We start from the raw sequence: 13,066 nt of genomic DNA on the forward strand, positions 1-13,066 counted from the left end.
TTAAATTTTAAAAATTGGATACAGACCCCAACTCCTTGTTTTTTCTTTTATCAAGTATTGATTTATTAACATCAATAAATAGTTTGTTGTTACTTTTTTTATTGATTTGTTCAGCGTTAGTTTCAGGAACAGAAGTCGCTTTTTTTTCAATAACACAAACACAATTAGATGAGCTTATATCTTCATCAAAAGGAAAAAATACGGTTGTAAAATTACTAGAAAATCCGAAGAAATTATTGGGTACAATTTTAATAACCAATAACTTTATTAATATTCTTATTGTATTAATATTTGCCTCGTTGGGCGAAGTTTTTTTTAGCCAATTATCTGGCGGAATAAAATTTTTGGTAGAAGTTGTTTTAGTTACTTTTTTAATTTTATTATTTGGCGAAGTATTACCAAAAGTATATGCAACTCGAAAATCGATGGAGTTTGCTGGTTTTATGGCAAAACCAATTCAGGTTTTAAATATTTTTTTATCGCCGTTAAGCACACCGTTAATAAAACTAACAAGCATTGTAGAAAATAAATTAGGCAACAAAAACAACAATCTTTCGGTAGAACGTTTATCGCAAGCTTTAGAGTTAACTTCAAGTGGAGCCACCACAAAGGAAGAACAAAAAATTTTAGAAGGAATTGTAAGTTTTGGTAATACCGAAACTGTACAAATTATGAAACCCAGAACCGATGTTTGTGCTATTGCAGATGACACATCGTATGAGGAGGTTTTAAAAACAATTCTTAAAAACGGGTATTCAAGAATTCCTGTATATCACGAAAATATTGATACCATTACAGGTGTTTTATACGCCAAAGATTTATTAGCGTATTTAAGCAAAAAGAGTTTTAATTGGCAAAAATTATTACGGGAAGCTTTTTTTGTACCAGAAAACAAAAAGTTAGACGATTTGTTAAGTGAGTTTCAAGAAATGAAAAAACACTTAGCCATTGTGGTTGATGAATATGGCGGAACCAGCGGAATTGTAACTTTAGAAGATGTTATTGAAGAAATTGTTGGAGATATTAATGATGAGTTTGATGATGATGATTTAACGTACTCTAAAGTTGATGAAAACAATTATATTTTTGATGGAAAAACAAATATTAAAGACTTTTGTAGGGTTTTAGATGATGATGACGAAGAGAAATTTGAAGAGGTAAAAGGAGAAAGCGAAACCTTAGCTGGTTTTATTTTAGAAGTATCGGGAAGGTTTCCTAAAAAAGGAGAGAAAATAAACTTTGGTATTTATACGTTTACTATTGAAGCGTTAGATAAGAAGCGTATAAAACAAGTAAAAGCAACACGAAATGCGTAAATTTTTATTGTTGATATCAGCAATGTTATTAGTTGGTTGTGGTGAAGAAACATTGCCTAAACCTAAAGGATATTTAAGTTTAGAGTATCAAAATTTAGGATATAATAAATTAAATAACAGCAGGCCATATCGTTTTGATGTGGCAAAAAAAGCAACTATTAAAAACTTGCCACAAAATTGGCTAAAAGTGCAATATCCAAAATTAAAAGCATCTGTTGATATTACTTACAGACCCGTAAATAATAATTTACGAGAACTCTTAATTGAAGCCGAAAAATTGGTGTTAGAGCATACAGTAAAAGCAGATCATATTTCTTGGCGAGATTATGTTGATACTGATAAAAAAATATACGGTAAAATGTGTGAAATTTCTGGTAACGCTGCTTCGCAAATACAATTTCACGTTACAGATAGTACAAATCACTTTTTAAAAGGATCGTTGTTTTTTTACACAAAACCCAATTACGATTCTATTTTACCAGCTGTTGAATACATCAAAAAAGATATGATTCACATGTTAGAAACCTTAGAGTGGGCAAATTAATTGATTGCTCTTTTTTTACTCTGCAACAATAAATAAAATTGTAATCCGAATAAAATTGCACCCGAAAGTAAATGTATTGCTTGCGTACCTAAAGGGAACTCAGCATAATACATTAAAATACCCGTAATGGTTTCTAAAAAGATTAAAAATACAATCCAATTTACTAATTTATAGCCTAAGTTTTTAATTTGATTAATATAAAATAAACCTAAATTTACCAATACAATTGCAATGGTAAATGAACGGTGGAAGTAAAATTTAAAACTAGGATTTAATAAGCTATAATGCTTATTATCAAATCCAAATAATTTTACTTGTTCATCAATAAATTGACGAACTTGTGTCCCCATAGCTATTTGAATTAACGAAAATAATACCGAAAAAATTAATAATTTATTAAATAGCGAATGGTATTTATAAGTTGCTTTTTTACGATCGGTAACTATAAATAACAACCATAATAGCAAAGCAACAATAATTAAACCGCCTACCATATGAATAGTAATAATGGTTGGTTTTAAGTTCGAATCTACCACAGTTTTACCTAACCAAGCTTCAAATAACATTAAAAAGAAAGCACCAAAGGCCAAGAGTGTAATTCGTTTTTTTTCTCTCCAAAATTTAGTTGAAACAAAAATTAAAAACAAAAACGGAATTCCGGCTAAAGCAGATGATAAACGGTTAATGTATTCGGTCCAAGTATGGTATTTATTAAATTTTGCGTAGTTGTGTTTGGTGTATTTTACCCAATTATTATTTTTAAATTCTTCGGATGTTTTTACATCATTTTCGGCAACAAATAAGGTTTCGTTTTTAACGATAATCATCCCTTTTTCGTAATTAGTATTTGGTTGCCATGTAATTTGTTCTTCGGATGTTGGCGGAATGTAATATCCAAAACACTTTGGCCAATCAGGACATCCCATTCCCGATCCTGTCATACGAACTACCGATCCTGCTAAAAAAATTAGATAAACCGAAATTAATGAGATTTTTACTATGAGCGGAAAGTGTTTTTTCATCAGAAGAAAAGTTTTTACAAAGATACTATAAACCACAAAAAAAGCTCCTTAAAACAGGAGCTTGATTTTTTATGTATCAAATTAAATTATGCTTTTTTGGTTTCAGCACAACATTGTTTTTTACAATCTGTAGCACAAGCTTTTTTATCAGCTTCGCTTTTTGTACAGCATTCTTTTTTACAGTCTGCTTTACATGCTTTTTTTGCAGCATCTTTTTTAGCGCAACAAGCCATTGTACACCCTTCTTTACACGCTTTTTTGGTTGTTTCAGAAGCTTTATACATTTCTCCACTACCAATTCCCTCAACAAAAGCAATTAAGTCTGCCTTGTTTGTAATATTTGCATCGTATTTTATGGTAGCGATGCTGTCATTAAAAACAACGTTGGCTTTTAAAACACCTTCTTTTTTACTTAAATCAGAAGCAATTTTTTTAGCACATCCAATTTCGCAAGTCATTCCAGAAATATTTAAAGAAAGTTCTTTTGCATTTGCAGCCATTTCCGTTTTTTGTTCTTTAGTAGCTTCTTCTTTTTTTGCTTCGGTTTTGCATCCAACAGCTAAAAAACTAACAAAAGCTAATGCGAATATTATTTTTTGAATTTTCATCGTTTTAATTTATTGAGTTATTTAGCAAAGTTATTAATAAAATCAATTTTATAAATAGAAATAGCCGAATTTTGTACTTAAATGTATTAAAAATGAGTAATCAACAACGAAAATGGTTGTATTTAGTAGTGCTTTCGGTAGTTTGGGGAAGTTCTTTTATTTTAATGAAAAAAGCATTGATTGGTTTAACGCCTATTCAAGTTGGTGCTTTACGAATATTAATTACCGCATTTTTTTTATTATTGATTGGTTTTAAAAGCGTAAAAAAAATAAAGAAAAAGCATTTAAAATATATTGTTTACACTGCTTTTTTAGGTACTTTTTTTCCGGTGTTTTTGTTTGCTTTTGCTGTGAAAGGAATAGATAGTTCTATTGCTTCAATTTTAAATTCTTTAACACCATTTAATACTTTTATTTTTGGAGCTTTAGTATTTGGTTTTGCTTTTAAAAAGAAACAATTTATTGGAATTTTAGTTGGATTGGTTGGAACAATGATATTGATTTTAAAAGGAGCAGAATTAAATCCGAATCAAAATTATTGGTATGCTGTTTTGGTTATTTTTTCATCAATAGGATATGCGTTTAACGTAAACATCATTAAAAAATATTTATCAGATTTAGATGCTTTGGCAATTACTACGGGTAACTTTTTAGTGCTAATTATTCCTGCTTTTATAGTGTTGTGTTTTTCTGATTTTTATACTTCATTTCAAACAAATACTCAAGTAATAAGTGCGTTGGGTTATATTACTATTTTGGCAATTGCAGGTACGGCAATTGCTAAAGTTATTTTTTATGATATGGTTCATATTTCGTCACCAATATTTGCTTCGTCAGTAACGTATTTAATTCCTATTGTGGCGGTAATGTGGGGAATTATTGATGGCGAAAAACTAAGTGTTATACAATTACTTGCAGGTGTAATTATTTTATTTGGAGTTTGGATGGTAAATAAAGCTAAATAACTTTAATGTAATTTTTAACAATAAAAAAGCCAAAACACAATGTGTTTTGGCTTTTTGTTTACTAGTAATTTTATTTGTTATTTAAAATCTGCTTCTGATACACCTTCGTTTACCTTAGCATCTTTTAAAGTATATTGTACTTTTTGTCTACCTAGACTTCCTGTTTTTTTAGTAGCGAATTTAACACCACCAAAATCTTTATAATCACTAAATAATGTTTCTTGATTTTGAGTTTGTCCTCCAAAAAGAATTTTTTGAGTTTCTTTTACTTTTAAACCAGTTTTAACATCAAAATAAGTATTTGTAGATACTGTTTTCCCTAATTTAGAAATTACATAAACCTCTTTACCATCAACAGTTTCAATACCTGTTAATTTAGTTTCAGCGTTAGCTAATAATCCAACTTCAGGTAAAACACCTAAAACGTGTGTCATTTCTGCCGCCATTTCAGCTGGTAAAGGTTGTCCGTTCATTTTAATAGCTGTTTTGTCCATTACAGCTTTTTGCATAACATTACCGTTCATGGCAGTTGCATTTAAAAAATGTGTTGTATTTCTTTTTTCGGTAGATTCAATTTTCATTCCTTGTATTTCTGCACTATAAACCACCATCGTAGTTTTTAAAGCGGCAATTTTAGCTGCACCACCAATAGCATCAAAATACTTGTTAATTACTGTTTTTTTAGTAACTCCTGCAGGAATTTGTTTTTTCATTGCAGGCTTAGTAGTTGCATTTCCGTACTTATCAAAATAACTGATTTTATAATCTCCTTTTTCAAGGTTTTTAAGTACGTCAATTCCTTTACCTGTAATTATAATACGAGCTTTATCACCTTTAAAATATTTAATAGCTGCATTTTGTACATCTTCTAAAGTAACTGCATTAATGTTTTCAATATAGTTTGCATAGAAATCTTTAGGTAAGTTATAACGTGCAATATTTAAAGCATAACTAGCAGCAGTTCTTGGTTTTTGAACATTCATTACAAAGCTACCAATGTATTTTTCTTTTACATTTTTAAGCTCTTCAGCTGATGCTTTTTGGTATCTGATTTTGTTAATTTCTTTTTGTAATTCTACAACCGAACTATCAGTTACCATGTTTCTAACACTTGCCGTTGCTCTAAAAGTAGCAGCATTTCTACTTTGTCTGATGCTAGAATAAGATCCGTAAGTATACCCTTTATCTTCACGTAAATTTTGAAATAAACGTGCAGTACCACCACCACCTAAAATTTGGTTTGCTAATAAAGCTGCATAATAATCTTTATCTCCTAACTTTAAATCGATGTTGTTAATTACTGTAACTTCTGACTGTACAGCATTTGGCATATTTACAAAGTTAATCTCAGTAGTAGCAACATTTGAAGGCTTTGTAACATTGTGTACAGGTATAATTCCTTTTGCCCAATTACTAAATAATTTAGTTACTGTTTTTTTAATTTCTTTAGGATTAATATCTCCTTCAATAATTAAATAAGCATTGTTTGGCTTGTAATAAGTGTTGTAAAACTTTTGAACATCAGCAAGTGTAATTTTATTTACAGACTCTTTAGATGTAAACTCACCAAAAGGATGTTTTTTACCATAAGTTAAAACGTCTTCAACTCTTCTAGCAGCACTTTTTACATCTTTTTCGCTAGATTTTATTCCATCTAAAGTTACTTTTACTTCTTTGTCAAATTCTTCTTGAGTAAACTTAGAGTTTTTAACACCATCTGCCATTAATCCTAAAACTTCAGGAAAGTACTTTTTTAAAGAAGAAGCATATGCACCACCACTAAAAAAGTTAACATTGGCACCTAAATAATCTACTTTTTCGTTAAAATCATCTTTAGATATTTTAGCAGTTCCACGACCTAGTAAACTTCCCATAATGTTAGAAACACCAGCAATGCTACCTTCAAAAACAGGCTTATTGTCTATTGTTAGGTTAGCAGAAGCTCTTGGTAATTTGTGGTTTTCAACCATAATTACAGTCATACCATTTTTTAAAGTAAATTTTTCTACTTCACCAAGTTTAACCACAGGGTCTGGTCCTGGTTTTGGCATTTTACTTCTATCTATTTGTGCGTTTAAAGCAAAAGACATGGTTACAATTGCTATTAACGATAAAATTTTTGTTTTCATAATTATATTGTCTTTTGAATTATTTTTTCTTTGGAAGATATTCTAAGATTAATCGTTGGTTTGGATTTAAATACTTCTTAGCAACCTCTCTTATTTCTTCTCTAGTAATTGAACGGTAAATTTCTATTTCGGTATTAATTAAATTTGTATCACCGTATAAAACATTATAACGAGCTAAAGAATTTGCAATTCCGTCAACACTAGAATTTGAGTTTACAAACTGATTTTCGAATTTATTTTGAAGCTTTTGGTGTGCTTTTTCAGAAATTAATTCTGTTTGTATTTTTACAACCTCTTCGTCAATTTCTTTTATAATATCAGTAAGTTTTGTTTTACCTTGTGGTAATCCAAATAAAATATAAGTTCCATAATCTTCCTGACTCATATTAATTGCACCAGCCTGTAAAGCCATTTTTTTAGTATCAACTAATTTTTTGTATAAAACAGAACTTTTACCAGAACTTAAGTATGATGAAATCATATCTAAAACTCTAGAATCTCTAGTTTTCATAGACGGAGTTCTGTAGGCAGTAATAATTGCTGGTATTTGAATATTAGGATCGTATGCTTTAGCATTTATTTGGCTTGTAATAGGATCTTCTTTAGGGAAATTTCTTTCAATTTCAGCCCCTCTAGGAATTGGTCCAAAATAATCTTGAATCATTTTTTTAGTTGTGTTGATGTCAATATCACCAGCAACAACTAAAGTAGCGTTATTTGGAACATAGAATTTTTTATTAAATGCTAAAAACTCCTCTAAAGTAGCATCATCTAAATGCTTCATTTTACCAATTGTGGTTCCTTTATAAGGGTGTTTTTTAAAAATATTTTTCTTTACATTTTCTAAAAAACGAGAATACGGTTGGTTGTCAACACGTAATCTTTTTTCTTCTTTTACAACCTCATTTTGTGTATCAACACCTTTTTGTTTAATAACTGGGTGTAATAAACGTTCAGACTCTAACCATAAACCTAATTCTAATTTATTAGAAGGAAAAACTTCGTAATAATAAGTTCTATCATCAGTAGTGTTAGCGTTATTTCTTCCTCCGTTCGAAGAAACAATTTTAAACCACTCTCCTTTTTTAATGTTTTTTGTACCTTCAAAAAGTAAGTGTTCAAAAAAGTGAGCCATACCAGTTCTGTCTGGTTGTTCATCTTTTGCACCTACATGATACATTACAGAAGTTGTTACTACAGGAGCGGTATTATCCTGATGTAAAATAACGTGCATACCGTTACTTAAATCGTATTCTTCAAATTCAACTTTTTGAGCATTTGCAGAAAATGCAATCAAAACCGTTGAAGCAAGAGTTAAAATACTTTTTTTCATTGATTTTTTATTTAGTTAGTAATTAATTTTTAGGTTTGACGCTATCAAAATTGATTTGTTACAAATCTGTTTTAAATAACATCAAAAAAAATGATTCTCAAAAATAAAACTATTCCATGGTTATATCATCACTTTTTATAATTAAACTCTATTAAGTTAAAAGAACAACTAACTTGTTGTAAATAAATAAAAAAAGAGTATATTTGCATCCGCATTTTCGGTAAGAAAGTGTAATTAATTTAGTATAAATACGCAAAACAAAAAGTATGTACGCAATCGTAGAGATAGCAGGGCAGCAATTTAAAGTAGCAAAAGACCAAAAAGTATACGTACACCGTTTACAAGAAGCAGAAGGATCAAAAGTAACTTTTGATAACGTAATGCTTATTGCAGATAATGGTAACGTTACTATTGGCGCCCCAGCTATAGAAGGTGCAGGAGTAACTGCAACAGTATTAGGTCACTTAAAAGGTGATAAAGTAATCGTTTTCAAAAAGAAAAGAAGAAAAGGTTACAAAAAGAAAAATGGACACAGACAGTACTTAACTGAAATTCAAATTGAAGGAATTTCTGCATCAGGTGTTAAAAAAGAAGCAGCTAAAACAGCAGCTCCTAAAGCCGAAGCAAAATCAGAATCAACTGATTTAAGTTCTAAAACTGTAGCAGAATTAAAAGCTTTAGCTAAAGAAAACGGTGTAAAAGGATACACTTCTTTAAAGAAAGCTGAATTAATTGAAGCGTTAAGCAAATAATTAACTTTAAAAACTTACAGAGATGGCTCATAAAAAAGGTGTCGGTAGTTCGAAGAATGGTAGAGAATCAGAATCGAAACGACTAGGAGTAAAGATTTTTGGAGGACAAGCTGCAATTGCAGGTAACATTATTGTTCGTCAAAGAGGAACAACTCACAACCCAGGTGAAAACGTTTACATGGGTAAAGATCATACTTTACATGCTAAAGTTGACGGTGTTGTTGAATTCAGAAAGAAGAGAAATAACAGATCATACGTTTCTATAGTTCCTTTCGAGGCTTAAGAAATATTGATTTAATAAATTAAAGCTCAAACAACTTGTTGTTTGAGCTTTTTTATGTTTAAAACTCAAGTATAAAAAAACAGCACTTAAAGTTAAGTGCTGTTTTTTTATATGCTATTATTGATTAATCCCCCAATCCATCAATAATAAATTTCCTTGTGTATTATGGTACAAAGATGCGAGTAAAAAATAGTTTAAAAAATTACTTATGTGTAAATGGTATTAGTTTATGTATAAATGGTTTTATTCGTGTTTTTTTTAGTTGTTTTTATGTTTTTAATAGTTGTTTTTCAGTTTTTTACATTTTAATATTAAGTTAATATCAATTACATTTGAGTTAAAATTTATTTAATGTTAAGAGCAGTAATTATTGATGATGAACCAAAAGCAATACAAGGTCTTTCTTGGGAGTTGTCAAATTTTAATGAAGATATAGAGGTTATAGAAACGTTTACCGATGCAGAAAAAGCGATAAAATATATTAGCAATAATTCAATAGATTGTCTTTTTTTAGATATTGAAATGCCAACAATGGACGGATTTCAATTACTTGAAAAGTTAGAGAAAAGAGATTTTGCTGTAGTTATAACAACTGCTTATAACGAATATGCTATTAAAGCTTTAAAAAACGAAGCGATAGATTATCTTTTAAAACCTGTTGATTCTGATGATTTAGAAGTAACGTTAAATAGAATAAAAGCGCATTATGCTAAAAATAACAGCAATGAAAAGTTTGAGCAAATCTTATTAAATTTTAATAAAAAATTTAATAAGAGAAAGATTACCATAAGCACAGATGGAAAATTAATTTTTATAGAGGAGTCAGAAATTTTATTTGTAGAATCTGACGGTAATTATTCTTCAATCCATACTACTAATGGTAAGAAAATAGTGGTAACAAAAAAACTGAAAGAAATAAATTCATTATTACCAGACGAGCATTTTTTTAGAATACACAATTCGTTTGTTATCAACTTAAATAAAATTAAAGAATTTTTAAAGTCTGATGGATATGTAATATTAGAAGATAATCATAAAATACCTGTATCACGACAAAGAAAATCAGAGTTTTTAGAAAAATTTTAAAAATGAAAAACCTTTTTACATTACTGTTATTTTCTCTATTAACAAACATTTGTTTTTCTCAACAAAATATTGATAGTTTAATATTAGATGCTTTAAATAAAAAAGAAACCAACTATTTTAAACTTAAAAAGCATTTTAAAAAAGTTCGATTTACCGCTAATCAAATAAACTCACTTTTAGAAAAAAGTAAAGAAGGTAACTATGTTTTAGGCGAAATATATGCGAAAAATTCGCAAGGACTATTATATAGAGATTTAAAAGAATACGATAAGGCTATTGAAGTTTACAGCAAATCTTTAGTTAAGGCTAAAGATATAAGTAATATAGATGCCGAAATTGTAACATTAAATCAAATAGGTGTTATTTATAAAAGAGAAGATAAGGTTAGGCAAGCTTTAAACTATTTTCAAGAATCATTAGAGCTTATTTCTAAAATAAACGCTCCAACTAATAACATAAAAACAAGTAAGAGTATTGCAGTTAATTGTATAGGAGATATTTATTTAGAATTAAAACAATACGAAAGGGCTTTAGATAAATTTAATGAATCAATTGCTATTGATAAGGAGATAGATGATAAGGTAGGGTTGGCTATTAGTTATCAGAATATTGGTTATGCGTATGAGAGTTTAAATAAGTTGGATTTAGCATTGGATAATTATCAAAAGTCATTAAGATATAACACAATTAATGAAGATATTTTGGGGCAAGGGCTGTCTAACAATAGTATTGCAAATATTTTAATTAAAAAAGGAAATTACGAAGAGGCATATAAGTTTATTACCAAAGCGGTGGTTTCTTTAGAAAAAAATGGGAAGAAAGATTATTTAATAGAGGTTTATGATACTTTAGCTTCTGTATTAATAAAAGTAAATAAAAATGATGAGGCTGAGAGGTATTTAAATAAAGCGCTTAAAATAGGAGAAGAAAATAATATGCTTTCTAGTTTAAGCATGATTTATAAGCATTTTTCTGAATTAAATTTAAAAAAAGGAAATAATAAAGTAGCTTTAGATTTTTATAAAAAAGCAATTGAACTTGATAAAAAGAGTTTTGAAGCCAAAAATAATCGCTATATAAATAGCCTTATCAGTAAATATGATAGTGAGGTAAGTAGCAATAAGTTAAAACATTTAGCAAAAGAAACAGAAATTGCTAAGTTAAAATTATTAAGAAATAGAAATATTTTAATAATAGCCTTAGTTTCTATCGCTTTATTTGGAGTGCTATTATACTCTATTTACAGGCAACGTTTATTAAAAAACGATAAACAAATATTACTTTTAGAACAAGATGCTTTACGTATTCAAATGAATCCTCATTTTGTTTTCAATGCGTTAAATTCGATAAAACTATATATTATAAATAACGAGCAAAAAAATGCGGTTCGTTACTTAAATAAGTTCGCAAAACTGGTCCGTAATATCTTAGAATCTTCTACAGTAAAAGAAGTAAGTTTAGAAGAAGAACTAAAAACTATGGATTTATATATGAGTATTGAAAACATACGTTTTTCGAACGAAATATCATATCAAGAAAAAATAAACTCTAATCTTAATTTAGGAGTAATTAAAATTCCGCCTTTAGTATTGCAACCGTTTTTAGAAAACGCGATTTGGCATGGTTTATCTTCAAAAAAAGGAAGTAAAAAAGTTAATTTATCTGTTGATAAATTATCAGATGAATTTATTCAAATAGATATTGTAGATAACGGAGTAGGTCGTGAAGAAGCTTTTAGAATAAAGAGTGGAAAATCATTAAATAGAAAATCGATAGGTATAGATTTAACAAAAGAAAGGTTGCATAATTTTTCAGCGCAATTTCAAAGTAGTTATTCGTTAACGTATACTGATTTGTTAGATGTAGATGGTAATCCGAAAGGAACAAAAGTATCTATAAAAATACCAATTGTTTAAAAGTTAAATTTTAACTGAACCCATACAGGATCTTTTTTTTCTGTATTTAAATTACTAAACGAAATACCAAGTAAACGCACAGAATTTTTTAAAGAATCTTGGTATAATAAGTCTTTTACAATAGGATAAAAAGCCTTTTTTTCTTGAACGTAGTGGTTAATGGTTTTACTTCTTGTTTGTTGTGTAAAATCGCTATATTTTATCTTTAACGTTATCGTTTTTCCTTTTGTGTTAGATCTTTGCATTCTACGTTCTAATACTACTGCAATCTTTTCAAGTTGTTTTAACATGAAAATTTCAGAAGATAAATTTTCATTAAAAGTAGTTTCGGCTGCAATCGATTTTCTAACCCGATTTGGTTTAACCTTGCTATTGTGAATTCCTCTTACAATATTGTAATAATGCAAGCCCGATTTACCAAATAAAATCGAGAGTTCTTCAAGTGATTTTTTCTTTAAATCTATTCCCTTAAAAATACCCAAATTGTGCATTTTGGCAGCAGTAACTTTACCTACACCATAAAATTTATTTACAGATAATTCTTCTAAAAAAGGAATTACCTCTTCTGGATTTATCGTTTTTTGCCCGTTAGGTTTATTAATATCCGAAGCAATTTTAGCAACAAATTTATTAATTGATATTCCTGCGGATGCTCTTAATTCTAATTCATTCCAAATACGATTCCGAATTTCTTGAGCAATTAAACTGGCAGATAAATTACTTTTTTTGTTTTCGGTAACATCTAAATAAGCTTCATCTAAAGAAAGCGGTTCAACTAAATCGGTATAATCATAAAAGATAGCTCTAATTTTAGAGGATATTTCTTTATATCTATCAAACCGTGGAGGAACAAAAATTAAATGTGGACATTTTTTTTTAGCCAATACACCGCTCATTGCAGATCGCACTCCGAATTTTCGAGCTTCATAACTTGCAGCCGAAACAACACCACGTATTTCATTGCCACCAACAGCAACGGGTTTGTTTCGTAATTCAGGATTATCTAATTGCTCTACCGAAGCATAAAACGCATCCATGTCAACATGAATAATTTTACGATATGGAGGTTGTAGTTGCATGTGGTAAAATTAAAAAAAACTCTTAAAAAGCAT

Annotated in this window: 12 protein-coding genes; 7 read left to right on the forward strand and 5 right to left on the reverse strand. The window is 29.0% G+C overall.

The window, feature by feature from the left end:
- Positions 1-14: 14 nt before the first annotated feature.
- Positions 15-1,316, forward strand: a complete 1,302-nt coding sequence (gldE, locus tag ACN5J5_RS05900) for a gliding motility-associated protein GldE (protein ID WP_418646380.1) — start codon at positions 15-17, stop codon at positions 1,314-1,316.
- Positions 1,309-1,860 carry a gliding motility lipoprotein GldD gene (gene gldD / locus ACN5J5_RS05905; protein ID WP_418646381.1) on the forward strand — a complete coding sequence of 184 codons (552 nt, stop codon included), beginning with the start codon at positions 1,309-1,311 and terminating at the stop codon, positions 1,858-1,860. Before gldE ends, gldD begins: the two co-directional genes overlap by 8 nt.
- On the opposite strand, the gene ACN5J5_RS05910 is transcribed toward gldD, so the two are convergent.
- Together ACN5J5_RS05910 and ACN5J5_RS05915 are read right to left on the reverse strand one after the other, a co-directional pair.
- Positions 1,857-2,882 carry a COX15/CtaA family protein gene (locus tag ACN5J5_RS05910; protein WP_418646382.1) on the reverse strand — a complete coding sequence of 342 codons (1,026 nt, stop codon included), beginning with the start codon at positions 2,880-2,882 and terminating at the stop codon, positions 1,857-1,859. The two genes, gldD and ACN5J5_RS05910, sit on opposite strands and share 4 nt — an antisense overlap.
- A gap of 86 nt (positions 2,883-2,968) precedes the next feature.
- Positions 2,969-3,490: a cation transporter gene (locus ACN5J5_RS05915; RefSeq protein ID WP_418646383.1), complete on the reverse strand. Its 522-nt coding sequence runs from the start codon at positions 3,488-3,490 to the stop codon at positions 2,969-2,971.
- Between the two features lie 92 nt (positions 3,491-3,582).
- Between ACN5J5_RS05915 and ACN5J5_RS05920 the strand changes: the two genes are divergently transcribed.
- Positions 3,583-4,455 carry a DMT family transporter gene (locus ACN5J5_RS05920; RefSeq protein ID WP_418646384.1) on the forward strand — a complete coding sequence of 291 codons (873 nt, stop codon included), beginning with the start codon at positions 3,583-3,585 and terminating at the stop codon, positions 4,453-4,455.
- 77 nt (positions 4,456-4,532) lie between these two features.
- On the opposite strand, the gene ACN5J5_RS05925 is transcribed toward ACN5J5_RS05920, so the two are convergent.
- Both ACN5J5_RS05925 and ACN5J5_RS05930 read right to left on the reverse strand, forming a co-directional pair.
- Entirely contained in the window at positions 4,533-6,584 is a 2,052-nt protein-coding gene (locus ACN5J5_RS05925; RefSeq protein WP_418646385.1) for a M16 family metallopeptidase, read from the reverse strand.
- Positions 6,585-6,603: 19 nt separating this feature from the next.
- A complete protein-coding gene (locus ACN5J5_RS05930) occupies positions 6,604-7,917 on the reverse strand; it encodes a M16 family metallopeptidase (RefSeq protein ID WP_418646386.1) in 1,314 nt (437 codons plus the stop codon).
- 266 nt (positions 7,918-8,183) lie between these two features.
- On the opposite strand from ACN5J5_RS05930, the gene rplU reads away from it, so the two are divergent.
- The 4 genes from rplU (at position 8,184) to ACN5J5_RS05950 (ending at position 11,954) form a co-directional block, all read left to right on the forward strand.
- Positions 8,184-8,669, forward strand: coding sequence for a 50S ribosomal protein L21 (rplU, locus tag ACN5J5_RS05935; RefSeq protein WP_418646387.1), 486 nt, complete (start codon positions 8,184-8,186; stop codon positions 8,667-8,669).
- A gap of 22 nt (positions 8,670-8,691) precedes the next feature.
- Entirely contained in the window at positions 8,692-8,952 is a 261-nt protein-coding gene (gene rpmA, locus ACN5J5_RS05940; RefSeq protein WP_271407037.1) for a 50S ribosomal protein L27, read from the forward strand.
- Between the two features lie 351 nt (positions 8,953-9,303).
- On the forward strand, positions 9,304-10,038 hold the full coding sequence (locus ACN5J5_RS05945; RefSeq protein WP_418646388.1) for a LytR/AlgR family response regulator transcription factor: 735 nt from the start codon (positions 9,304-9,306) through the stop codon (positions 10,036-10,038).
- Between the two features lie 2 nt (positions 10,039-10,040).
- On the forward strand, positions 10,041-11,954 hold the full coding sequence (locus ACN5J5_RS05950) for a tetratricopeptide repeat protein (protein ID WP_418646389.1): 1,914 nt from the start codon (positions 10,041-10,043) through the stop codon (positions 11,952-11,954).
- Here the strand turns inward: ACN5J5_RS05950 and dinB are convergent.
- Positions 11,951-13,033 (reverse strand): DNA polymerase IV, encoded by a 1,083-nt coding sequence (dinB, locus tag ACN5J5_RS05955; protein WP_418646390.1) that lies wholly within the window; start codon positions 13,031-13,033, stop codon positions 11,951-11,953. The two genes, ACN5J5_RS05950 and dinB, sit on opposite strands and share 4 nt — an antisense overlap.
- Between the last annotated feature and the right edge of the window lie 33 nt (positions 13,034-13,066).

This window comes from Tenacibaculum insulae (assembly GCF_964512435.1).
GTDB classification, from domain to species: domain Bacteria; phylum Bacteroidota; class Bacteroidia; order Flavobacteriales; family Flavobacteriaceae; genus Polaribacter; species Polaribacter insulae_A.

Coding starts and splice junctions, on each gene's coding strand:
- ACN5J5_RS05945 (WP_418646388.1), top strand. CDS start 9,304: ATGTTAAGAGCAGTAATTATTGATGATGAACCAAAAGCAATACAAGGT.
- gldD (WP_418646381.1), top strand. CDS start 1,309: ATGCGTAAATTTTTATTGTTGATATCAGCAATGTTATTAGTTGGTTGT.
- rpmA (WP_271407037.1), top strand. CDS start 8,692: ATGGCTCATAAAAAAGGTGTCGGTAGTTCGAAGAATGGTAGAGAATCA.
- ACN5J5_RS05915 (WP_418646383.1), bottom strand. CDS start 3,490: ATGAAAATTCAAAAAATAATATTCGCATTAGCTTTTGTTAGTTTTTTA.
- ACN5J5_RS05910 (WP_418646382.1), bottom strand. CDS start 2,882: ATGAAAAAACACTTTCCGCTCATAGTAAAAATCTCATTAATTTCGGTT.
- ACN5J5_RS05930 (WP_418646386.1), bottom strand. CDS start 7,917: ATGAAAAAAAGTATTTTAACTCTTGCTTCAACGGTTTTGATTGCATTT.
- ACN5J5_RS05920 (WP_418646384.1), top strand. CDS start 3,583: ATGAGTAATCAACAACGAAAATGGTTGTATTTAGTAGTGCTTTCGGTA.
- ACN5J5_RS05925 (WP_418646385.1), bottom strand. CDS start 6,584: ATGAAAACAAAAATTTTATCGTTAATAGCAATTGTAACCATGTCTTTT.
- dinB (WP_418646390.1), bottom strand. CDS start 13,033: ATGCAACTACAACCTCCATATCGTAAAATTATTCATGTTGACATGGAT.
- rplU (WP_418646387.1), top strand. CDS start 8,184: ATGTACGCAATCGTAGAGATAGCAGGGCAGCAATTTAAAGTAGCAAAA.
- ACN5J5_RS05950 (WP_418646389.1), top strand. CDS start 10,041: ATGAAAAACCTTTTTACATTACTGTTATTTTCTCTATTAACAAACATT.